Genomic DNA, 21726 nt, shown 5'->3' with positions numbered 1-21726 from the left:
CTTTCGGAGGAGATGAGATGCACATGCCGATGTGGCCACCCGGCCCCGTCCCTACATGGGACACGGAAGCACTGGAACGCTTTGTCGCATACGTCGAGCGCGGCATGACGGTCCGGGTGGCAGCCGACGGGCGTTTCCTGACGCTCTCCGAAGCCCACGCCGAGTTGTTCCGGCGGCAGCGGAAGCGACAGCGCGACGTCGAAGCGTGACTTTCCGACGGCAGACCCCCGGGACCCCCACACGTCGGCAATCCGGCCGATACGCGATCGGTCGTCGAACACCCCCATCGGCCTTGAACTCGACGAACACCGAGCACCCGGTCCGTCCCCGCTCCCCTTGAACATCGGCGCAGCATGGACTATTGAGAGGACATGATGCCCGATGTTCCGCCGCCGCGGCTCCCTGCAGATGTGACGGCCCTCGTCGGACGAGGCACCGAAACCACTGAGATCCGGCGACTACTTGCTCACTCGAGACTGGTCACCCTCACAGGTATCGGCGGCGTGGGCAAATCGCGTCTCGCGGTGCACGTCGCCCGCAAAGCCGAGCGCGGCTTCGCGGATCACGCAACGCTCGTCGAGCTGGCCGAGGTCGCCGATCCGGCACTGGTAGCGATGACGGTGGCCCAGGTTGTCGGAGCCCCGGTTCACCAGTCGGATGTGGTGGCGACCTTGGTCGATTATCTGCGCGGGCGCGAGATGCTGATGGTCCTCGACAACTGTGAGCATCTGCTCGACGAAACCGCGATCCTGGTACGGAACCTCCTGTCCGCTTGCCCTGGGCTGCGGATCCTTGCCACCAGCCGCGAACCGTTGCGTGTTACCGGTGAACACATCTTCAAGGTCGAGCCGCTTCCGGTCCGTGTCTCGCACAGCGGGCGGGGCCCCGATGACGTACGCCCGGAGGCTGTGCGGTTGTTCGAGGAACGGGCCACGGCTGCGGCGCCGGAGTTTCGGATCACCGCTGACAACGAGCGCACGGTGGAGGAATTGTGCCGCCGGCTCGATGGGTTGCCGCTGGCGATCGAGCTCGCGGCTGGACGGATGCGGGCACTGTCACCCCGCGAATTGCTGGTTCGTCTGGACGACCACCACCGGCTTCTCAGCCTGGGCGACCGTTCCGCTGCCCCCCGCCATCAGTCGTTGTGGGCAACCCTGGACTGGAGTTACGACCTGTGCTCGAAGCACGAGAGGCTTCTGTGGGAACGCATGTCGATCTTCACCGGCTCCATCTACCTGAACGCCGCCGAGTGTGTCTGCAGCGACGACGATCTCCCCCGAGAGGTCGTCGTGGAACACATCGTGGCGCTAGTGGACAAATCGATCCTTGTGATGCACAACTCGAGCGACGGACCCACCTATCGCATGCTCGAGACGGTGCGCGAGTACGGATTGCGGAAACTGCGCGAAGATCCGCTCGACGCTGCGGTTGTCGGGCGTTATCGCGCGTACTACCAGCGGCTCGCACGCGAGTTCGACGAGAACTGGTTCGGGCCCGGCCAGGAGGAAATGGTCGAACGGATGCGTCGGGAACAGGCGAATCTGCGAGCAGTCCTGGATTCGCTGGTTTCCGACCCCGAGGGAGGGCGCGCCGCGCTCGGCATGAGTTCGGCGCTTTTCTGGTATTGGCTCGGATGCGGACAGCAACGGGAGGGACGGCACTGGCTGGACCGGTGCCTGGCGCTCGACGACAATGCTGGACCCGAACGTGCAGCAGCGTTGTGGGCCAACGGCTATCTCGCGATAGCCGAAGGTAAGGCCGTCGTCGCGCTCGATCTGCTTCGTGGCAGTCAGGACGCCGCTCGGCAAGCAGGAGACGCGATCGGACTCGCTCACGCGACCCACATACGCGGCATTGCCGAGCACAACCTCGGCAACCCATCGCTGGGCATGACCTTGATCGAGGAGGGCATGGCGATGGAGTCGGAGAACGGGACATCTGCGCAGCAGGTCCTCGCGATGGAGCACCTGGGGTGGGCTCTGTGTCACCGGCAGGAGCCCGAACGGGCTCTCGCGGTGCTCGAACAAGGGCTTCACCTATGCAAAGAACTAGGCGAGCGGTGGTCGCTGTCGTGGGTTCTCACATTCACGGGACTGGCGCACTGGATGCGCGGAGACGCTGCGGCCGCGGCACGCGCGTTGAGGGAGGCGCTCGCGGTCAAGCGACCCTTCCACGACGTGCTGGGTATCGCTGTGGTTGTGGAGTTGCTCTCCTGGGTTGCGTGCGCCGAAGGTGATGCCGTGCGCTCGGCGCGGCTTCTGGGGGCGGTGCGTCGGATGTGGGAGCCGCTGGGGATCTACCCGGGTGGGTTCGAACTGCGATCCTGGAGCAGCCGTACGGAAGCTGATGTCCGAAAGGTGCTTGGAGAGAAGGAGTTCGAATATCAATTCGGGGAGGGCGCGAGGATGGAGGTGGATCGCACGATCGACTACGCGCTCGGTGAGGAGTCCTCGGACGAGGCGGAACTCTCGTCCGAGGACGCGCTCCTCGCCCTCCTTACGCCCCGCGAGACGCAGATCGCCCAGCTGCTTGCCCAGGGGCTCACGAACAAACAGATAGCACAGACACTGGTGATCGCCCTGCGCACCGTGGACAGCCATGTCGAACACATCTTCACCAAGTTCGGTGTCAATTCGCGGACACAGGTCGCGGTCCTGCTGGCCACACAGCGGCGTTGAACGAGCTAGTACACCGTGCGGGAACGGTTGGCCAGCACGCCCGTTCGTCGCCGCGCCGCGATTGACGCGGCGCCGTCGATACCGGCGAGGAGCATCCCCGATTCGGCGCCCAGGCGCGCCACGACGGCACCCGAGGGATCCGCAACGAGGGACCGCCCGATCCCGGTGGGAGCGTCGGGCCGGACCGCGACACCGGCCGTACGCGGGTCGGCCTGATCACATCCGAGTACCCAACACCCAGAGTCGAGGGCCCGTGCCCGTACCAACACGTCCCATTGGTCGGCTTTCCCGTCGCCGGCTCCCCAGGACGTCGGTACCAGTACCGCGCTCGCCCCGTCCTCGGCCAACCGCTGGAACAGAGCGGGAAAGCGGATGTCATAACAGGTGGCGACGCCGAGTACCAGACCGTCGACGGTGACCGTGACACATTCGCTGCCGGGTGCCACGGTGTCCGATTCGCGGTATCCGAACGCATCGTAGAGGTGGATTTTGTCGTAGCCGAAATGCTGACCGAGACCGGTAATGATCACGGTGTTGCGGACGCGGGCACCGTCGGGGGTGAACATGCCGGCCACGACGAGCACATCGTGCTCGTCCGCGATGGCGGCGACCGCACAGGCCCACGGTCCATCGATCGGTTCGGCGACCGCGCCGAGTTCGGTCCCGAAGTGCGCCATGGTGGCCTCCGGGAACACCACAACCCTGGCGCCGGCGCGGGCGGCATGTCCGACCTCGGCGCGGACCGTGGCAAGGTTGCGGTCCGGATCGCCGGTCGACGCGATCTGGCACAACGCTATCTGCAAGGTGTCGTTCATGATCAGCTGTCCTGTCCTACCCGCGGAATCCATCCCGGGCGGCTGAGCAGGTAGCGCACCATTCGCGGTGGAATGGTCAGGGTCGATTCGATGTCGCCGGCATCCGGTGGCAAGTGGGTGCGGATCTGCGAATGTGCGCCGGCCTGTATCTTGTCCACCCATTCCGGGTCGACGAGCGCCGCACGTCCGATCGCGACCAGGTCGGCACCGGCGGTGAGGGCGGTCCGGGCGTCGTCCAGGGTGCGTATGCCCCCGCTGGCGACCACGGCGCTATGCCCGTCCACCGCCTCGGCGATCGCCTCGATCGGATTACGTGACTCCACCTGCTGTCGGCTCTTCGTCCAGTCCCGGTCTTCCGGCTGTGGCGAGTTGCGGCGGAAGTTGTCCATGGAGATGTGGATGTAGTCCATGCCCTCGGCGGCCAGTCGATCGGCCAATCTCGCGGCGTCGTCAAGTGTGTACCCGCCCGTTTCGGATTCGAACGGTGTGATCCGGAACCCGACGGTCACTGCGTCGCCGACAGTTTCGCGCACGACGCGGGCGACGGAGAGCGGGAATCGCATCCGTGCCTCGAGGCTGCCACCCCACAGGTCGGTGCGGCGGTTGGCTCGCGGCGAAAAGAACTGATGGATCAGATAGTGGTTGGCGCCGTGGATTTCGATGCCGTCGAAGCCCGCCTTCACTCCATAGTCCGCCGCCCGTCCGAACGCGGCGAGGAGATCCTCGATCTCGTCGTCACGGAGCGCTCTGGGTGTGCGGGCATTGGGTCGGGCGGACGGCACAGCGGAGGGGCCACGCAGTGCGTCGGGTCCGATCAGTTCGGGTAGCGCGATTCGACCGCCGTCGTATATCTGCAGGATGCCGACGCCGCCGCCACCGCGCGCCGCGCGCGCGACCGCTCGCAGGCTGTCAAGGTGGGATTCGCCGGACGCACCGATTCCCTGCCATGCCCGTCCGGCAGGATGGACGTAGGCGCAGGAGGTGATCACCGCGCCGAATTCGGTTGCGGCCCGGCGGGAAAGATAGGTCAGCTCGGCCTCGGTGGCCGACCCGTCCGGATAAGAGGAATCGGTTGTCATGGGTGCGAGAAGGAACCGATTTCTGAGTGTGGTACCGGATCTCAGCGGCAGCGGGGACCAAGGATCTGAAGATGAGTGCATTACGGGCTCCTGGGAGGTGAAGCGATCGGACGATGCGTCAGTCGACCGCGGGTGGAGTCTGCTGCACGGAATACGACAACGAAATCGACCGGTTCGTGTGAGGATCGCCGAGTTCGACGCTCCACCCGGCGCTGAACTGGTCGACCTCGGTGCGCATCGGGATGGTGCCGGACATGAGAACGGTGCCGGGCTCGAGCAAGCCGCGTTCCCGCAGTTCGTCCACCCAGTACAGCGGGCTCAGCAGTTCGGCAAGTGTGCCATTTTGGATCACCTGCGTTCCAGCATCGGTCAGGACCTTACCGGTCAAGGTGAGTTGGTCGATGCGGTCGGCGACATCCGTCAGCCGCCATGCCTGGCGGGCAAGTACATCGGGTGCGGCCTGCTTGCTCCATGCCACGCCGTGTTGCTCGAGATGTCGGTCGGTGTGGTCGCAGGCGGCGGTCAGAAGCAAGTCGTCTGGCTCGGTTCCGCATACCACGAGTGCCCATTCCGCCTCTCCGGAGGTCAGGGCGTGTTGGACGGGCACCTCGTCGACCTGCATGGCCAGATACGGAGAAAGTGGGTAGATGCACGGAATTCGCTGCGGGGCAGGAACGCCCAGTTCCGCCAACTCCTCGATATGCGCGGCAACGTCCGCCTGGCTGCGACCGGCGTAGCCGGCGTTGAGAAGGGTGTTGACCGTCACTGCAACCTGTTCTCGGTCGGGCAGTTCGAAGGTCAGTAGGGGCATGGGTCGGTCCTCTCTGTGGACGTAGGTATCACGGTGCGGGTGGGGGAGGGGAGGCCGGGGGCGCTAGCCGTGACTCTGTCGCTGCCAATTCGCCTCCTGAGTGAGCTTGGCGATCCCGGCGGCCGCCATACGGATGGCGGGTACCGCGCTCGCGGGCCGGAATCGGTGCACCGGACCTGAGATGGACACGGCCGCGACGACCGCCCCCGACCAGCTGCGCACGGGTGCAGCGACGCAGGTCAATCCGGACTTCGTCTCCTGTCGGTCATATGCGATACCGAACTGTCGGACAGTGTCGAGATCGCGCGCGAGTTGCAGTGGTGTAGCGATGCTGAACGATGTGGCGGGACGCAGATTGTCTGCGACACGGGCGAGTACGTCATTGCTGCTGAATGCCAGCAGTGCCTTGCCGACCGCAGTGTTGGTGGCTGGGATCCGACCACCGACGCACGCCGGTGAGTCGACGCTGTTGTGACCGTGGATCTTGTCGACGTACAACACGTCCTGCCCGGCGAGTACGCACAGATTTACCGTCTCGTGGGTCATCTCGTACAGGTCCAGTAGGTGCGGAAGGGCCACACGGCGCAGATCCTGGGTGTCGGGTCGCTCGGCGAGTACGGACAGCTCGCTCAACCGCGGGCCGGGAGAGTATTCGGTACCGTGCTTGTGCACCATCTCCCACTCCACCAGGACGGTGAGCAGTCGATGAGCGGTGGACTTCGGGAGACGGGCACGGCGTGCGATTTCGGACACCCCCATCCTCGGTCGATTTGGGGTGAAGCTGCTCAAGAGCGCGAGGGCCTTCGCCACCGAGGTGGACGAATCCCGATCGGGATGCTCAGGGCCGGGGATCAGCTTCATGTTCGCCCCGTTGTTCGGGGAGTGCGCGGGCGGCCGGATCGGTGCAGTGGTGCTGGGCGGGATCATGGTTGCCTCTCGGTCGCGAGGGCCGACCGCCGGTCGGCGGTCTGGGGCTGTGGTCCGCGGCGACATGCACGATGGCTGTACACGGCCTTTTCGGGGGCCGGCGTACGCCCTGTGTCTCGCGTTCGACCTGCTCGTCGACTGTAAGAGGGCAGTAGGCACCGTCGCATCGGGGGAACTACCGAGGAACTACCCATCCACGTACATGAACACCGGTAGACCGATCGGTATGTTCCGCCTTCCGACCGTCAGCACATCAGCCCGACCGAACCCAGATGGGTGAACTGTGCGGAGATCGTTGTACCTGCCGGCGCCGCCACGGCATCGGTCATTCCACCGGTCATCACGATCCATCCGGCCTCGATTGCGTGTCCGCGCTCGGCAAGAGAATTGGCAGCCAGTGCCAGCGCCTGCGCAGGATGACCCTGTACCGACGCGCCGACACCGACGTCGACGACGCGGCCATCGGACTCCAGCAGGCACGCTTCCAACGGAAGGTGCAGGCCCGCGGGATCGACACCGACCGACCCGGTCGTGAAATAGGCCGACGACGCGTTGTCGGCGATCACATCCGGCAGGGTGAAGCGGAAGTCTGCGAACCGGCTATCGATTACCTCGAGTCCAGCGTAGACCCGATCCACCGCCGCGAGCGCGGTAGCGGCGGTGACGCCAGGCCCGACCAGACGCCGTTTCATCACGAACGTAATCTCCGGTTCGATGCGCGGGTGGATCAGACGGTCCTGCGGCAGCGGGGCACCCGGCGGCAGTGCCATTGCGTCCGTGAGCCAGGCGGTCAACGGTGCGGACACACCCATTTGACGCTGTTTGGCGACGGACGTCAGCCCCAGCTTCACACCGACCACGTTTTCCCCTCGCTCCACTCGCCGACTCAGCATCTCGTCCTGTACGCGATAGGCCGTTTCGATGTCGAGTTCCGGATACTCGTCGGTGAGCGGTGCGCGGTCGGTACGTTCCGATTCTGCCCGCAACAACAGATCTGCGAGGGTGTCGATCATTTTCAACTGTTCGACAGTGTGAGCTGTGTTGTCGATGTGCGATGCCATGTCTGCTCCTCGAGTGAATCGCCTTGTGGGAGTTCACCCTGGACTGCCGGGGAAGCGCGGGGAATCTCGACGGTCCGTTGGTTGGAACATCGCCGGATCGTCGGGTCGTTCGGACCATCAGGCGGAACACCGGCATTGCCGACTGCGGCGCTCCGCACCAGCCTGATCTCCCGACAGTCTGGATTCCGAAAGGGGATACACACTCATGGCTACTGTGGAAATCGACGGTGTCGAAATCCATTACGAGGATCAGGGGCAGGGTGATCCGGTTCTGCTCATCCACGGCGCCGCGGCATCCGGGCGGTGGTTCGGCGATCTCGTGCCGCAGTTGGCCGGTAGGTACAGGATGATCGTGCCGGACTTGCGGGGGCTCGGTCGGAGTGCCCGGGTCGCGCCGCTCGAACGCCCGCAGGTCTGGGTGGAGGATCTGTGGCGACTGCTGGACCTTCTCGGCCTCGACAAGGTGCATGTGGCCGGTGTATCGCTCGGCTCGCGGATCGCCGGGCGCCTCGTGCTCGACAAGGCGGACCGCGTGCGCACGCTCACGGTGGATGCACCCATTATCGGCTTGAGCAACAGTGGGAATGCTTCTCTCAATTCGGTTTTCACCGAAGTTGATCCGGAGAGCGATCAGGCGCGCGAATGGCAGCAGCTTCACGGTGACGACTGGCGTGATGCCGTGGCGTTCTACGCCACCACACGCAGCACCACCGAGTTCCAGGAGTACTTCACCCTTCGGCCACATCTGTCGGAAATCGAAGTTCCCACCCTCGTGTGCCGCGGCGATCTCGACGACTCGATCCACCCCGTTGACGACGCGTTCATCTGGCACAAGCAGGCCCCGAACACCGAACTGTTCATCGCACCCGGCCTGACACAGTCGTCGGTCATGCTGGAACGTCCTGAGTGGTTCGTCGCCGAATTCGCGGCTTTCCAGGACCGGTGTGCGACGGTGTCTGCGGGATGAGCACCGTTCTCGTCACCGGCTTCGGGGATTATGCCGAGGAGACCGACAATCCGAGCGGTGCGATCGCACGCCGCCTCGACGGACGACAGGTCGGCGACTACCGAATCGTCGGGTCCGTGCTACCGGTGAACACTGCCACGGTGGAGTCCGCACTCGTCTCGGCACTCGATCGGGCGCGCCCGGACGTCGTGGTGGTGACAGGGGTGGCTCCTGGCCGCACCGCGCCCGCGCTCGAACGCGTGGCGCTCAACGTTCGGGACTTTCCGATTCCCGACACCGACGGCAGCACGCCGATTGACGAGCCGGTTGTCGTGGGTGGGCCCCCCGCGTATCTGACCACGCTTCCGGTCAAGGCGGTTATGGACAGCTGGCACCGCGCCGGCCTTCCGGGGTACGTGTCCAACACGGCAGGCACGTACCTGTGCAACCAAACATTCTATCTCGCTCGACATCTCACGGCGGGCACGGAGGTGCGGGCCGGGATGGTGCACATACCGGTGGTTCCAGCTCGGGCTACCGGGGATACGACGCCGCTGCCTTCGATGCCGCTCGCTCTACTCGAACAGGCGGTGCTGGTGGCGATCTCGGTGTCGGCACAGCACGACGGTCCGGACCTGCGTCTCGGTGCGGGCGCGATCAGCTGAGTTGACGGTTAGGGAAAGGGACACCGTGTCGGAGCTGTCGGAGAACTGGGGAAGCCGCACGCTGCAGGTGGACGGAGGTACCGTCCACTACCACGACGTCGGTGTCGGAAAACCCCTGCTGATCAACCCGGCGTTCGGTCCACTGCCGGGCACGACCGGTTGGTTGGTCTATCAGAGGGTCCTCGCCGACCTCGCCACCGATCATCGCTGCATCGTCGTGGATTATCCCAACTTCGGGCGCAGCGGCCCCCGTGAGTTCCACGAACCGGTACACGACCTGTATGTACGCAACGCGGTAGCCGTCCTCGACGAACTCGGTCTCGATGCCGTGACGGTGATCGGTGTGTCAACCGGCGGAACGGTCGGGCTGGACCTCGCGTTGACCGCGCCGGAGCGGGTGACCGGGCTGGTGATCGGTGGCTGCAGTGCCTCCACCGGCGGGGACCCGTATCTGCTCGCCCCGGCCCCCACCGAAGTGGCGCGACTGTTCGACGAATGTCAGAGCGGCCGGCCCGATCGGGATCGCATCGCCCGCCTGCTGCGGGCACTGCTGCACGACACCGCCCTCGTCGACGACGATCTCGTCGACCGGATGTACCGGTGGCGGTGCCGTGAACCCGAACACGCCGAGGCATGGTCCCGCTCGACCAGTGTGCCGCGCGGCAATCTCCATGCGCTGCCGTCGGTCACGGTTCCCATCCTGGTCGTCCACGGCCGGCACGACCGAATGGTGCCGCTCGAGGGCGCGCTTCTGCTGCTGAGCCATCTACCGAATGCGGATCTGGTCGTGCTCAACGAGTGCGGGCACTGGCCGCCGTTCGAACGTCCCCGCGAATTCGTCGCAGCCGTACGGACATTCCTCTCGTTGAGAGAGTGAATTGCTTGCATCCCGGGTGTTCCGGTGGGCGGATCGGAGGCATTGTCGCAACGACATCGAACCTCGAAGCTGGACGCGGACAGCCGGAACCGGGCTCATGTCCCACGGCAGATATTAGGAAGGTAACACGCGATCATGACCGAAATCGTCGGACTCGGGTACCTGGGCCTGTATGCGGAGAACCTGGACGACTGGCGCACATACGGAACTGAAGTTCTTGGTTTGCAGAATGTTTCAGAGAAGATTGGTGTGGAGAGCGACACCGTGCTGCTCCGGGCCGACGAGCAGTCCTGGAGGTTCGCGATCCATCAGGGCGAGACCGGCGGTGCGGCATACGTCGGATGGGAGGTCGCGAATCGGCGGGCACTCGACGATCTCGGTGACCGTCTCTCGGCGGCCGGCGTCACCGTCGAGGAGGATCAGGCGTGCGCCCAGGAACGTCGGGTCGAGGGCTTGATCCGATGCGTCGATCCCGACGGCCACCGGCTTGAGTTCTTCTACGGGCCCCACATCCCGAAGTACCCGTTCGTCTCGCCGCGCGGCGTCCGGTTCGTCACCGGCGATCTCGGGTTGGGGCACGTCTTCTTCTTCGTGACCGACCTGGACGCGGCCAAGGAGTTCTATCTCGGCTCACTCGGATTCCGGTTGAGCGACACGATCGAATTCCACGGCCGGAAAGTGCATTTCCTGCACGTCAACCCCCGTCACCACAGCCTTGCGTTCGTGCAGAATGAAGAGTTGGCACCCGCGCTGGGGCACTTCATGCTCGAGGTGGACGACATCGACGACGTCGGGCGCACCCTCGACGAGGTCGACAGCCGCGGAGTCACCCTGACCGAGACGTTGGGGCGGCACACGAACGACCGAGCGATCTCCTTCTTCATGAAGAACCCGTCCGGATCCGAGGTCGAGTACGGCTACGACGGGCGGCTGGTCGACGACACGACCTGGCGAGTGACCAACTACGACGCCACCAGTCTCTGGGGGCACCACCGGGACCGGCCCGACACCGACAGCGAGTCCTGACCCCGAAACACCCATCGCATCTGCACGCACAATCGATACGACAGAGATACCGAGATGACCGAAACCTACGTCGTGGTCGGCGCGAGCCTGGCCGGCACACGAGCAGTCGAGACGCTCCGCACCGAGGGATTCGACGGTCGCGTCGTCCTCGTCGGGTCCGAGCATCGTCTCCCGTACGATCGCCCGCCACTTTCCAAGGAGCTGATCCTCGGCGGCCGGACACCAGAGGACATCCTGCTCCGTGATCCGGAGTACTACCACAACAACGATATCGAACTGCTCCTCGGGACCCGGGCGACCCATATCGACCCCCACGAGCGCCGTATCCGTCTCGACACCGGGTCGGTGATCCGCGGGGACAAGGTATTGATCTGCACCGGCACGGCACCACGCCGCCCGGACATCCCGGGGATGGAACTCGACGGCGTGCACTTCCTGCGCACCGTCGACGACGCGCTCGCCGTCCGTGACGGCATGCAGGTCGGAGGATCCGTCGTCATCGTCGGCGGCGGGTTGATCGGGATGGAGCTCGCCGCGGCTGCGGTGGCACTCGGAAACACGGTCACCGTGCTCGAGCGTGACGACGCGCTGCTCCGCCGTGCCCTCGGCAGCCGTGTCGGCGATCGGTTGGCACAGTGGCATCGCGACCAGGGGGTGGCCATCCACACGAACGCCGACGTGACGCGCATCGAGGGTGATCATCGGGTTCGTCGGGTGCACACCGCCGACGGCACGGTTGTCGATGCCGACCTGGTCGTGATCGGCATCGGCGTGGTACCGGTGGACGATCTCGCGCGCGACAGCGGCATCGAGGTCGGCAACGGGATCCTTGTCGACGAGTTCGGCGAGACGTCGCTTCCGGGCGTGTTCGCCGCCGGCGATGTGGCGTGCGGTCCCAACGAGTTCGCGGGGGGCCAGGTGCGGCTCGAACACTGGCAGAACGCACAGAACCAGGGCATCGCGACAGCCCGATCGATGCTCGGGCACCGCGAACCCTTCCGTGACGTGCCTTGGTTCTGGTCCGACCAGGGGGAAATCAATGTCCAGGCTGCCGGTCGTGCCCGAGCAGACGACACGGTGATCATTCGGGGCGATCCGGAAGAGATGGACTTCGCCCAGTTCTATCTCCGTGACGGAGCGGTGACCGCGGCGATCGGCGTCAACCGACGGCGGGACATCCGGACCGCCATGACCATGATCGACAAACGGATGCGCCCCGATCCGGCGCTGCTCGCCGACCCGTCCGTGGACCTGCGCACGCTCGACGACGCCCCGTCACCCGCAACCGTCGTACCTCGGTAGGAGTGCATCGGTAGGAGGAGGAAAACCATGGCAAGCACGGAGACTTCGAGAAATGTGGTGCGTGCCTGCGCGGTCACAGATCTCGAACCCGGCAACGTAATCCGAGTCGACACACGTCCACCGATCGCCGTGTACAACATCGACGGCGAGTTCTACGCCACCGCGGACTGGTGCTCGCACGACAAATCGTCGCTCGCCGACGAGGGCTACATCGACGGTGACCAGATCGAGTGCGGCTGGCACTTCGCGAAGTTCTGCATCCGGACAGGAGCGGTCACGGCGCCGCCGGCGACCGTCCCGCTGGCCAGGTACGACGTGGAAGTGATCGACGGCGTGGTCTATGTCGTGCTCGAGGACTGACGTCGCTGTTCGAAAACCCAGAACGAGTGGATCGACCTGGACTGCACAAAGTGAGCGCGGTGCAGGTCGGACACCCACCCAGATGCCGGAAGGCGCATCGTCTTCCGTGCCGAACCCTGAGAGAGATAGGGGAATATCGTGGCCGTTGACGCCGACCATCTGCAATCGCTGGTGAACTGGAAAGAGGGTATCGTCGGACCCGAGATCTTCGTCAGCGACGAAATCTACAAGCTGGAGCAAGAACGCATTTTCGGACGTTCGTGGTTGTTCCTGGCGCACGACAGCATGATCCCGGAGCCCCACGACTTCTTCGCCACCTACATGGGCGGCGACCCGGTGCTGGTGACACGCCAGCCCGACGGCAGCGTCCGAGCGTTCCTCAACGTCTGCCGGCATCGGGGCATGCGGGTCTGCCGTGCCGAGGAGGGCAACACCCGGTCGTTCATGTGCACCTACCACGGGTGGACGTACGACAGCGCCGGCAAGCTCGTCGGCGTGCCGAACCTCGACGACGCGTACTACAACAGGTTGTCGCTCGAGGACAACGGCCTGATCCAGGTGGCCCAAATCGACAGCTACAAGGGGCTGATCTTCGGCAACTTCGACCCAACGGCACCGCCGCTGCACGAGTACCTGGGCGACCTGAAGTACTACATCGACGGCTGGGTCGACCACGCCGAGGGCGGCATCGAGGTTCTTCCCGGGGCGATCAAGTGGACTATCAACGCCAACTGGAAGCTCGCCGCCGAGCAGTTCGCCGGCGACACCTACCACGCCACGACGAGTCACCTGTCCTCGCTGCTGTCGTTCGGGCCCGGTTTCGAGGCCAAGGACGGGGCGCACGTATCGCTGCGTGAAGGCCATGGTGAGAGCTTCCTGTTCGAGCGCCACACCCGGTTCTCGGACGATCCACTGGGCCAGTACAACGAGAACAAGCGCCGCATCGCCCGCGAGCGGGTCGGCGACCGTGCCGACATGGTCGCCAATTTCAATGCTTTCCCGAACTTCGCCGGTCTACCCGGATCGGCCAACATCCGTGTATGGCATCCGAAGGGACCCAACAAGTTCGAAATCTGGTCCTTCACTGTCGTGGAGAAGAACGCGCCGGAGGAGGCGAAGCGAGCCCAGCAGGTTTCAGCGTCGTTCACCGAAGGTGCTGCCGGCGTCGTGGAGACGGACGACGGCGAGAACTGGGGCATGATCGGTGCCATCCTGGAGCAGGGCTACCAGGCGCGGAAGATGGCATGGAACTACGAGATGGGTCTGGGCACCGGCGGCGACCATCCCGAAATGCCGGGCGAGTACTACGACTCGTTCTTCGGTGAGGCGGGGCAGCGCGGATTCTACCGGCGCTGGCTGGAGTTCATGACCAGCGAGACGTGGCCGGTGATCCCGCCGGAGGAACGCGGTGCCGACAGCCGGCCGCAGCCCGCGTCGACCGCTCGGACGGCGGGAGGTGCTCGATGACCGTCGACGCGAATACCGTGACCGCCGGGGAACTCGAACGCGTGGTGCTGCAGCACCGCATCGAGCAATTCCTGTTCACCGAGGCGCAGCTGCTCGACCACTGGCAGTGGGATCGTTGGCTGGAGCTGTTCGCCGACGACATCCTGTACTGGATGCCGGTGCGCAAGAATCGGTTGCGCCGCCAGCGAGACCAGGACGAGGTACCCCGGGGTATCGAGATGGCGCACTTCTACGACGATTTCGATTCGCTGCGCATCCGGGTGAACCAAATGCAGTCGGGCACGCATTGGGCGGAAGATCCGCCGTCACGGTGCCGGCATCTCGTCACGAACGTGCGTGTGTCCCCGAGCGTCGCGAACGACGCGCCGGCCGGCACGCCGCAGGAATACGACGTGTGGTCGAACTTCCTGGTCTACCGCAACCGGCTCGAATCCGAGACCGACATCTGGGCCGGTGAGCGGCGGGACGTGCTGCGGGTCGTCGACGAGGGATTCAAGATCGCCAAGCGCACGATTCTGCTGGACCAGAACGTAGTGCAATCGAAGAATCTGAGCGTGCTGTTCTAGGACCTGCTCGGCTCTCGATGGGCTCCGAGCGTGATGTCTCGGCCGCATCGCGGCCGAAGAAGGAGATGGAATGCCATGGTAGTCAGCGACATCGAGAACCCGACGAGTCTGGCGCTGCACGAAGAGCTCGTCGAGCGCGCGCGTGCGCTCGCGCCGGCGATCCGTGAGCGCACGCGGCGCACCGAGATGTTGCGTGCGGTGCCGCGTGAATCGATCGAGGAGCTCATCGGCGCCGGGTTGGGAGGTAGGATCCTGGCCCCGCGCCGGTACGGCGGTGACGAGCTGACGCTCGACACGATGTACGACGTGTCCGTGGAACTCGGGCGCGCGTGCGCGTCGACAGCGTGGTGCGCGGCGCTGCTGCCGCACGACGCCCACATGGTCGGGTTCTTCCCGCAGTGTGCGCAGGATGCGGTGTGGGAGGACGGCCCGGATACATGTATCGCCGCGTCGCTCGCTCCCGCCGCGACGGTACAGAAGGTCGAAGGCGGCTACCGACTGACCGGCCGGCACGGCTTCGCCAGTGGTGTCGATCATGCGGACTGGGTGGTCGTGAGTGGGCTCATCAAGAACGATGGCCGGGCGGCGAACCATCACTTCCTGGTGCGAAAGGGTGACTTCACGATCGACGACGACTGGTATGCGGCCGGGATGCGCGGTACCGGCAGCAAGACGATCGTGGTCGACGACGTGTTCGTTCCGGACGGATACGTGTTGCCCGCGACAGCACTGGTCGCGGGCGACGGGCCGGGCCGTGAAGTCAATCATGGGCCGCTCTATCGTCAGCCGCTTGCGCTGCACGCCGGTCTGACGTTCCTCGGCCCGATGATGGGGACGGCACTCGACGCCTACGACCACTTCGTCGAGTGGGCGCGCGGACGGGCACAGACGGCGGGATCGGAGATCGTCCAGGAGGCGATCGCGCAGGCCGCCGCCGACCTCGATCTGGCGCGGCTTGCGATCCGCCGGGTTCTGACGGCTGCCCGCACATCCACCAGCCTCGAACTCGCCGATCGTGCGCAGATTCTGCGCGACTACAACCGCGTCGCGGAGCTGCTCACTGGACTGGTCGACCGGCTGTTTCGTCTCAGCGGCACGTCCGCGTTCAAGGAGGCCAGTCCGATGCAGCAGAAGTGGCGAGACATCCGCATGATGGCCAGCCACGTCTCGTTCACCCGTGCCAACGACCAGCACTACGGCCGGATGGTCCTCGGTCTCGAACGCGATCCCAAGCTCGCCGTGTTCTGAGCTGTACCCACATCCGGCAGGCCCCAGATCCCGACAAATCAGGACCCCGACAACCGGGCTTCGAGAGGAAGAAACACATCATGGCCGCAGTCAGCCAGCTCAGTTACGTTGTGGGGACGTCGAGCGATGTTCCCGCATGGAAGCGTTACGCGACGGAAGTGCTCGGATTGGAGGTGTCGCGGGACAGCGAGGAGAGCCTGCTCTACGTCCGCGCCGACGACCGACACCACCGGATTGCGGTGCGGTCCGGACATGAGGACGACGTCGCGTACGTGGGATGGGACGTCCCTTCCCGGGACGCACTCGAATCCGCCGCAGCCGCACTGGAACTGGCCGGTGTCGAGGTGACCGCGGGTACACCCGAGGAGGCCGCCGACCGTCGCGTCATGGACTTCGTGTACTTCACGTGCCCGTACTCCGGCGTGCGGATGGAACTTGTCCTCGGCCACGAGACGGTCTTCATGCCGCGGTTCCGCCCTGCCCGCGACCTCGCCGGCTTCAACACGGGCGAGATGGGTATGGGGCATGTCGTCCTGTACGCCGACGATGTCGTCGGCGCAGCCGGATTCTATTCGCGCGTATTGGGTTTCGGAGTCACCGACTTCGCGCACATTCCCCAGGTCGGACCGTTCGCAGTGTTCCTGCACTGCAACCGCCGACACCATTCCCTCGCGTTCATGCACATCCCGGGAGCGCCGCGGCGCATCCAGCACGTGATGTTCGAGACCGTCAGCATGGACGATGTGGGGCACAGCTACGACCTGTGCCTCGAACGAGGTATCACCAGTACATCCACGGGACGCCACCAGAACGACCATGTCTTCTCGTTCTATTTCCGCAATCCCTCCGGTTGGCATTTCGAGTACGGGTGGGGACCGCGCACGGTGGATCCGGAGAACTGGACGGCGGAGAACTATTCGCTCGGATCCGGCTTCGCATGGGGTCACGACGGCCTCATGAAGATGGTTTGATGAGGACGGTGAACTGACCGATGGAACCGTACATCGTGGGATTGGGCGGCACGATGCAAACGCGGTCGTCGACCGAGACGGCCCTGCAGATCGCGCTGGCCGCCGCCGCCGACGCCGGGGCACGAACCGAGATGTTCGGCAACGACGTGCTCGCCCGTCTGCCCATGTACGATCCCGGACGCCCGCGGTGCGCGGAATCCGACCGCCTCGTTGATGCACTGCGCCTCGCGGACGGGGTGATCATCGCGTCGCCGGGGTACCACGGCTCGGTGTCGGGTCTGGTCAAGAACGCCCTCGACTACGTGGAGGAGCTGCGCGAGGACGAACGGCCGTACCTGTCGGGACGGGCAGTGGGGTGTATCACCACTGCGTACGGCTGGCAGGCCGCGGTGACCACCCTGCAGACGCTGCGCAGCATCGTCCACGCACTGCGGGGTTGGCCCACTCCGCTCGGCGCGGCAATCAACTCGTCGGTCACCCGGCTCGGTTCCGACGGGCCGCCCGATGCGCGAGTCGACTTCCAACTACGCACAGTCGGCAGCGAAGTGTGCGTGCTCGGCCGGGTGCTCGGCCGGGCGGTATAGGCCGACGGGCGTCGGGACACCGCGCCCGTTGGTAACCGCTACGCCCTGGTGTTCGGCGCCGAACACCAGGGCGTAGCGCGTGCGGGACCCGGTCAGGCATCCTCGAAGATCGCGAAGTGCTTTCCGGCAGTGAGCCCACCGTCCACGGCCAGGGTGGCGCCCGTGATGTAGCTGGCCTCGTCCGACGCGAGAAACACTGCAGGACGGGCGATTTCCTCGGGCTCTGCATACCGATTCATCGGGCACAGACCGTCCAGGAGCGAACCGTGCCCGGGCACGCGCTCCAGGTAGTCCTTGATCCGGGGAGTCATCGTGCTACCCGGGCAGACGGCGTTGACCCGGATGTTGTCTGGGGCGTAGTCCATCGCCATGTTCCGGGTGAGCATCAGGACACCGGCTTTGGCGGCACTGTATGCGGAACAACGATTCTCGGCGAGAATCCCTGCCGTCGACGAGATGTTGACGATACTGCCGCCTCCGACGCGCCGCAGCTGCGGAATGACGTGCTTCGAGGCTCGGTACACCGACGTCAGATTGAGGTCGATCACGCGATACCAGTCAGCGTCGTCCATCTCGTCGACTCGTTTCGGCAGGCTCGCGCCGGCAACGTTGAACAGCGCGTCCACGCGATCGTAGTCGGCCAACGCGGCATCCACCACGTCCGGTACGGCACTGGAATCGGTGACGTCGGCGGCGACCGCGATGCACTCGCCCCCGCGGTCACGGATCTGCGCGGCCGTCGCGCGGGCCGCCCTGATGTCCACGTCGGCGGCCACAACGGCACCGCCCCGCGCGGACCACTCGACCGCGATGGCGCGGCCGATGCCGGCGCCCGCGGCGGTGACGACGGCCGTTCGGCCCCGAAATGACTGATGCATACTCGGTGACGACATGTCAATTCTCCTTTTCTATCCTGTGGTACAACGGATTTCGTGCTATTGCAGGGTTGACCGGAATTGAATGGAACCATAGGATCGGCGACATCGGCGACCGCCCGTTCCGAGCGCCGGAATCACCCGGATACTGTCACCGGCACACTCGAACATCTTGTTTCCGAGGACCATTCGATGCGGAGGCCCCTCACATGGTGAACACCACCATATCCGAACCCGAATCCGCGACCGACTACGAACAGGTACGTGCGTCGATCGCAGCGCGATTCACCAACCCACTCGACATCCCGAAGGAGATCTTTTCCGATCCACTCGTCTACCGTGAGGAACTCGAGCGCATCTTCTACGGTCCGTACTGGCACCCGGTTGCGCATCGCGCCGAACTGACCGAGATCAACAGTTTCAAGACGACCTGGCTGGGGGAGATTCCGATTCTCGTCAGCCGTGGTTCCGACGATCGGATTCGCGCGTTCGTCAACACCTGTACCCACCGCGGGACGTTGCTGGAGCAGCGCGAGGTAGGGGTCGCCTCCGAATTCCAATGCCCGTACCACCGATGGCTGTTCAACAACGGAGGCGAGTTCTGTGGAGCACCCGGGGAGCGGGAATTCCGGTCGGATTTCGACCGCAAGGACTACGGGCTGCCGGAGCTGCGGGTGTCCGAGATGGCCGGCCTGGTCTTTGTCACCCGCCACCCCGAGACTCCGCTTCTGGAGACTTTTCTGGGAGAGGTTGCCGAGCCGATTCGCGACTGCCTGATCGACGACGGTGATCTGACGCTGCTCGGCTACCAGAAGGTTGTGTACAAGGCGAACTGGAAGACATACTTCGACAACGACTTCTACCACGCGCCGCTCTTACACACCGGCTTCCGAATCCTGGGTTGGCAGGGCGGCAAGGGTGACGTGAGGATCACCCAGCCCGTTGGTCATTTCTCGGTCGGCTACCAGAGCACACCCTATGTGGACAACGGCTATCTGGCGGATCCCAGTGTGGTTCAGTTCCGCGGCAACGATGACCGGGCACGGGTCGTGGCGCTGCGGCCGGTGACCGTGATGACCAAGCACGTCGACACGATCAATGTGCGGTTCGCCCGACCCCGCGGTGTGGATCGCACCGAGGTGAGCTACGCATTCTTCGGGCACGTCAGCGACACCGAGGAGTACCGCGAACACCGGGTTCGGCAAGCTTCGAATCTGTTGGGGCCGAGTGGCTTCATCACCATCGAGGACGCCGCCGTGTTCAATCGGCAGCAGATGACCGCCGCGGACGGCACACTCGCCCGGTTCGTGAAGGGCGTGGACGGTCGTCCCGAGGATGCCACCCAGAACGACGAGATCGGCAACACCGTCGGCTGGGCCTACTACCGGGAGGTGATGGGTTTTGATCACTGAGACTTCCAACGAGATGCGCGCGATCGACGCGTTGCTAGGGCGCTACGCCCAGGTGCTCGACGAGCAGGACTGGGATCGGTGGCCCGATCTGTTCGCGGATGAGTGCAGCTACACGGTGCACACGCTCGACAACATCCGACGCGGTCTGCCGCTGGCCTACATGTACGACGACAATCGCGCACGAATCCTGGACCGGGTCAAGTTCATCACCGAGGTCTGGGCAGGGACGATCGAACCGTACCGCACACGCCACGTCACCCAACGCACCCATGTCGCGCAGGTCGCGGAGAATCGGTGGGAGGTACGGGCGAACTTCCACGTCAGCTTCACCGAGAACGATTCTCTGTCCGGTCTGCTGGCCACCGGATACTACGAGGACGAGGTCGAGATCTCTGTCGACGGCGCGCGGTTCGTGAGCCGCGCGGTGCGGCTGGACAGCATGCCCGCACGGTACCTCGTCTACCCGCTCTGATTCGTCACCCGGCAAGCGGACCTGAACCGATTGCCCGGGGTGACGAGCTCCACCCGGGAGATGCTCGTCGAGTGGGGAGGGAGGCGTCACTCGACCATCACCCAACCGAGTCAGTTTCCACCACACCGAATGGAACCACCCGATGGATATCGCAACCGCGATCCGGAAGTCGCCCCTGAGCCGCTTCCAGTACCTGGCCCTGACGGCCTGCCTCCTGGTCCTGACCATCGACGGATTCGACGTATTCGTCATGGGTTTCGTCTTGCCGCACCTACCCGACGGATTCTTCGACAGCAGTGCGCAGAAGGGCTACCTGCTCAGCGCCGGTCTGGCGGGCATGGCAATCGGGTCGCTGCTGCTCTCCCCACTCGGTGACCGATTCGGTCGCCGAGCGCTGGTGCTGTGGTGCCTGCTGGTCAACTTCGTCGGCCTGGTGGCCTCGGCCGCGGCTCCGAACGTCGAAATGCTCACGGCGTCAAGACTCGTTACCGGCCTGGGCATCGGCGGGATGACCGCGAGCCTGACCGTGCTGGTGCAGGAGTACTCGTCCGAAAAACGCCGGAATGCGGTCATGGGCGTCTACACGATCGGGTTTCCCCTCGGGTCGTTGGTCGGTGGATTCATCGGTTCCCTCCTGATCGGCGCGTTCGGCGGCGCGTGGCAGGCGATGTTCGTCTTCGGTGCCCTGATCACCGGTGCGGCATTCGTTCTCACCTGGACCTTGATCCCCGAATCCATTGAGTTCCTTGTCACCCGCAACACACCCGATGACCGAGCGAAGCTGGCCGTGCTTGCGGCGAAACTGTGCAACCCGGACGTCGATCCGGACGCCCGGCCCGTATTGCCCGCGAAGGCGGCCTCCTCCGGGTCGATTCAGGGACTGTTCGAGCAGCGGATGTACGTACGCACCATCCTGTCGTGGGTCGCGTACTCGTGTGTGATGGCGACATTCTACTTCGCGAGTTTCTGGACGCCGCAGCTGATCAAGGACTCGAGCGGTAGTGCGCAGCTCGGTACGACGGCCGGGCTCATCCTCAGTCTCGGTGGCGTGTTCGGTGCGCTCGCCTTCGGAGCGTGGTCGCTGCGGATCTCCGCGCAGAAGCTGCTGTGGATAGCGATGGCCGTCACCGGTGTCGCCATTGTCGTCTTCGCGTCCGTTTTCTCCTACACGGGTGTTGCCATCGCGTTGACTGTCGTCATCGGCCTGTTCACGTTCATCGCGATCACCGCGCTCATGGCGGTGGTGCCACCGCTGTATCCGGTTCGGAATCGATCGACCGCGCTCGGATGGATGCTCGGGATCGGCCGGTTGTTTTCCATCTCGGCCCCCATCGCGGTCGGCTACGCGCTGCTGGTCGCCAGCCCGCGGGCCCTGTATTTCTGGTCCGCAGTGCCCATGCTGATCGGCGCGGTCGCGACGTTCGTGTTGTGGCGCCACGTACGTGGCGAGGCAGTGACCGATTCGGAGGCTCTGCCCGCCCGGACCGGGGACGAGGCTGTCGCCGGAAGTTCCTGACCGAATAACATCGCGTCGTAACGGAAATGCCGCCGCGGGTGGCCGTCGGACTGCAGTCCGACGGCCAC

General features: G+C 64.9%; 22 protein-coding genes. 16 read left to right on the top strand and 6 right to left on the bottom strand.

Going from position 1 to position 21726, the window contains the following annotated elements; translation table 11 throughout:
* Nucleotides 1-17 precede the first annotated feature (17 nt).
* Entirely contained in the window at nucleotides 18-209 is a 192-nt protein-coding gene (locus tag ACWDUD_RS28825) for a hypothetical protein (RefSeq protein ID WP_248676488.1), read from the top strand.
* A gap of 162 nt (nucleotides 210-371) precedes the next feature.
* A complete protein-coding gene (locus ACWDUD_RS28820) occupies nucleotides 372-2678 on the top strand; it encodes a LuxR C-terminal-related transcriptional regulator (RefSeq protein ID WP_450111552.1) in 2307 nt (768 codons plus the stop codon).
* A gap of 5 nt (nucleotides 2679-2683) precedes the next feature.
* Here ACWDUD_RS28820 and ACWDUD_RS28815 read toward each other — a convergent pair whose 3' ends face one another.
* The 5 genes from ACWDUD_RS28815 to ACWDUD_RS28795 all read right to left on the bottom strand — a co-directional run bounded on the left by ACWDUD_RS28815 (nucleotide 2684) and on the right by ACWDUD_RS28795 (nucleotide 7371).
* Complete coding sequence (locus tag ACWDUD_RS28815) at nucleotides 2684-3493, bottom strand: carbon-nitrogen hydrolase family protein (protein ID WP_248676490.1); 810 nt, start codon at nucleotides 3491-3493, stop codon at nucleotides 2684-2686.
* A 2-nt stretch (nucleotides 3494-3495) separates the two neighbouring features.
* A complete protein-coding gene (locus ACWDUD_RS28810) occupies nucleotides 3496-4653 on the bottom strand; it encodes an oxidoreductase (protein WP_282582457.1) in 1158 nt (385 codons plus the stop codon).
* Between the two features lie 37 nt (nucleotides 4654-4690).
* Nucleotides 4691-5338, bottom strand: coding sequence for a DUF2848 domain-containing protein (locus ACWDUD_RS28805; protein ID WP_450111551.1), 648 nt, complete (start codon nucleotides 5336-5338; stop codon nucleotides 4691-4693).
* Nucleotides 5339-5446: 108 nt separating this feature from the next.
* Nucleotides 5447-6310, bottom strand: coding sequence for an IclR family transcriptional regulator (locus ACWDUD_RS28800; protein WP_450111550.1), 864 nt, complete (start codon nucleotides 6308-6310; stop codon nucleotides 5447-5449).
* Between the two features lie 245 nt (nucleotides 6311-6555).
* Nucleotides 6556-7371: a 2-keto-4-pentenoate hydratase gene (locus ACWDUD_RS28795; RefSeq protein ID WP_450111549.1), complete on the bottom strand. Its 816-nt coding sequence runs from the start codon at nucleotides 7369-7371 to the stop codon at nucleotides 6556-6558.
* A 205-nt stretch (nucleotides 7372-7576) separates the two neighbouring features.
* Here ACWDUD_RS28795 and ACWDUD_RS28790 point away from each other — a divergent pair, with 205 nt between their 5' ends.
* From ACWDUD_RS28790 to ACWDUD_RS28740, 11 genes are all read left to right on the top strand, one after another.
* Complete coding sequence (locus ACWDUD_RS28790) at nucleotides 7577-8338, top strand: alpha/beta fold hydrolase (protein ID WP_450111548.1); 762 nt, start codon at nucleotides 7577-7579, stop codon at nucleotides 8336-8338.
* Nucleotides 8335-8982, top strand: coding sequence for a pyroglutamyl-peptidase I family protein (locus tag ACWDUD_RS28785; RefSeq protein WP_450111547.1), 648 nt, complete (start codon nucleotides 8335-8337; stop codon nucleotides 8980-8982). Before ACWDUD_RS28790 ends, ACWDUD_RS28785 begins: the two co-directional genes overlap by 4 nt.
* 25 nt (nucleotides 8983-9007) lie before the next feature.
* Entirely contained in the window at nucleotides 9008-9859 is an 852-nt protein-coding gene (locus ACWDUD_RS28780) for an alpha/beta fold hydrolase (RefSeq protein ID WP_420749792.1), read from the top strand.
* A 135-nt stretch (nucleotides 9860-9994) separates the two neighbouring features.
* Entirely contained in the window at nucleotides 9995-10885 is an 891-nt protein-coding gene (locus ACWDUD_RS28775; protein ID WP_450111546.1) for a VOC family protein, read from the top strand.
* Nucleotides 10886-10939: 54 nt separating this feature from the next.
* Complete coding sequence (locus ACWDUD_RS28770) at nucleotides 10940-12187, top strand: NAD(P)/FAD-dependent oxidoreductase (RefSeq protein WP_420749794.1); 1248 nt, start codon at nucleotides 10940-10942, stop codon at nucleotides 12185-12187.
* Between the two features lie 27 nt (nucleotides 12188-12214).
* Nucleotides 12215-12547: a non-heme iron oxygenase ferredoxin subunit gene (locus ACWDUD_RS28765; RefSeq protein WP_420749795.1), complete on the top strand. Its 333-nt coding sequence runs from the start codon at nucleotides 12215-12217 to the stop codon at nucleotides 12545-12547.
* Between the two features lie 138 nt (nucleotides 12548-12685).
* Nucleotides 12686-14014 carry an aromatic ring-hydroxylating dioxygenase subunit alpha gene (locus tag ACWDUD_RS28760; RefSeq protein ID WP_420749796.1) on the top strand — a complete coding sequence of 443 codons (1329 nt, stop codon included), beginning with the start codon at nucleotides 12686-12688 and terminating at the stop codon, nucleotides 14012-14014.
* Nucleotides 14011-14580 carry an aromatic-ring-hydroxylating dioxygenase subunit beta gene (locus ACWDUD_RS28755; protein ID WP_420749797.1) on the top strand — a complete coding sequence of 190 codons (570 nt, stop codon included), beginning with the start codon at nucleotides 14011-14013 and terminating at the stop codon, nucleotides 14578-14580. Before ACWDUD_RS28760 ends, ACWDUD_RS28755 begins: the two co-directional genes overlap by 4 nt.
* A 75-nt stretch (nucleotides 14581-14655) precedes the next feature.
* A complete protein-coding gene (locus ACWDUD_RS28750) occupies nucleotides 14656-15828 on the top strand; it encodes an acyl-CoA dehydrogenase family protein (RefSeq protein WP_450111545.1) in 1173 nt (390 codons plus the stop codon).
* An 80-nt stretch (nucleotides 15829-15908) separates the two neighbouring features.
* The gene (locus ACWDUD_RS28745; RefSeq protein ID WP_420749799.1) at nucleotides 15909-16799 is read left to right on the top strand and encodes a VOC family protein; all 891 of its coding nucleotides are present in this window, start codon (nucleotides 15909-15911) and stop codon (nucleotides 16797-16799) included.
* A gap of 20 nt (nucleotides 16800-16819) precedes the next feature.
* Nucleotides 16820-17383, top strand: a complete 564-nt coding sequence (locus tag ACWDUD_RS28740) for an NADPH-dependent FMN reductase (protein ID WP_450111544.1) — start codon at nucleotides 16820-16822, stop codon at nucleotides 17381-17383.
* Between the two features lie 92 nt (nucleotides 17384-17475).
* Here ACWDUD_RS28740 and ACWDUD_RS28735 read toward each other — a convergent pair whose 3' ends face one another.
* Complete coding sequence (locus ACWDUD_RS28735) at nucleotides 17476-18261, bottom strand: SDR family NAD(P)-dependent oxidoreductase (RefSeq protein WP_450111556.1); 786 nt, start codon at nucleotides 18259-18261, stop codon at nucleotides 17476-17478.
* On the opposite strand from ACWDUD_RS28735, the gene ACWDUD_RS28730 reads away from it, so the two are divergent.
* From ACWDUD_RS28730 to ACWDUD_RS28720, 3 genes are all read left to right on the top strand, one after another.
* Complete coding sequence (locus tag ACWDUD_RS28730) at nucleotides 18249-19670, top strand: aromatic ring-hydroxylating oxygenase subunit alpha (protein WP_450111543.1); 1422 nt, start codon at nucleotides 18249-18251, stop codon at nucleotides 19668-19670. The genes ACWDUD_RS28735 and ACWDUD_RS28730 overlap by 13 nt on opposite strands.
* A complete protein-coding gene (locus tag ACWDUD_RS28725) occupies nucleotides 19660-20142 on the top strand; it encodes an aromatic-ring-hydroxylating dioxygenase subunit beta (protein ID WP_450111542.1) in 483 nt (160 codons plus the stop codon). Before ACWDUD_RS28730 ends, ACWDUD_RS28725 begins: the two co-directional genes overlap by 11 nt.
* A 142-nt stretch (nucleotides 20143-20284) precedes the next feature.
* Nucleotides 20285-21658: an MFS transporter gene (locus ACWDUD_RS28720; RefSeq protein ID WP_450111541.1), complete on the top strand. Its 1374-nt coding sequence runs from the start codon at nucleotides 20285-20287 to the stop codon at nucleotides 21656-21658.
* Nucleotides 21659-21726 lie beyond the last annotated feature (68 nt).

Source organism: Rhodococcus sp. NPDC003382 (genome assembly GCF_053589135.1).
This window is presented reverse-complemented; position numbering and strand designations above follow the sequence as displayed.

Coding starts and splice junctions, on each gene's coding strand:
- ACWDUD_RS28815 (WP_248676490.1), bottom strand. CDS start 3,493: ATGAACGACACCTTGCAGATAGCGTTGTGCCAGATCGCGTCGACCGGC.
- ACWDUD_RS28770 (WP_420749794.1), top strand. CDS start 10,940: ATGACCGAAACCTACGTCGTGGTCGGCGCGAGCCTGGCCGGCACACGA.
- ACWDUD_RS28750 (WP_450111545.1), top strand. CDS start 14,656: ATGGTAGTCAGCGACATCGAGAACCCGACGAGTCTGGCGCTGCACGAA.
- ACWDUD_RS28785 (WP_450111547.1), top strand. CDS start 8,335: ATGAGCACCGTTCTCGTCACCGGCTTCGGGGATTATGCCGAGGAGACC.
- ACWDUD_RS28825 (WP_248676488.1), top strand. CDS start 18: ATGCACATGCCGATGTGGCCACCCGGCCCCGTCCCTACATGGGACACG.
- ACWDUD_RS28795 (WP_450111549.1), bottom strand. CDS start 7,371: ATGGCATCGCACATCGACAACACAGCTCACACTGTCGAACAGTTGAAA.
- ACWDUD_RS28720 (WP_450111541.1), top strand. CDS start 20,285: ATGGATATCGCAACCGCGATCCGGAAGTCGCCCCTGAGCCGCTTCCAG.
- ACWDUD_RS28810 (WP_282582457.1), bottom strand. CDS start 4,653: ATGCACTCATCTTCAGATCCTTGGTCCCCGCTGCCGCTGAGATCCGGT.
- ACWDUD_RS28765 (WP_420749795.1), top strand. CDS start 12,215: ATGGCAAGCACGGAGACTTCGAGAAATGTGGTGCGTGCCTGCGCGGTC.
- ACWDUD_RS28745 (WP_420749799.1), top strand. CDS start 15,909: ATGGCCGCAGTCAGCCAGCTCAGTTACGTTGTGGGGACGTCGAGCGAT.
- ACWDUD_RS28755 (WP_420749797.1), top strand. CDS start 14,011: ATGACCGTCGACGCGAATACCGTGACCGCCGGGGAACTCGAACGCGTG.
- ACWDUD_RS28730 (WP_450111543.1), top strand. CDS start 18,249: ATGACTGATGCATACTCGGTGACGACATGTCAATTCTCCTTTTCTATC.
- ACWDUD_RS28775 (WP_450111546.1), top strand. CDS start 9,995: ATGACCGAAATCGTCGGACTCGGGTACCTGGGCCTGTATGCGGAGAAC.
- ACWDUD_RS28740 (WP_450111544.1), top strand. CDS start 16,820: ATGGAACCGTACATCGTGGGATTGGGCGGCACGATGCAAACGCGGTCG.
- ACWDUD_RS28820 (WP_450111552.1), top strand. CDS start 372: ATGATGCCCGATGTTCCGCCGCCGCGGCTCCCTGCAGATGTGACGGCC.
- ACWDUD_RS28800 (WP_450111550.1), bottom strand. CDS start 6,310: ATGATCCCGCCCAGCACCACTGCACCGATCCGGCCGCCCGCGCACTCC.
- ACWDUD_RS28735 (WP_450111556.1), bottom strand. CDS start 18,261: ATGCATCAGTCATTTCGGGGCCGAACGGCCGTCGTCACCGCCGCGGGC.
- ACWDUD_RS28790 (WP_450111548.1), top strand. CDS start 7,577: ATGGCTACTGTGGAAATCGACGGTGTCGAAATCCATTACGAGGATCAG.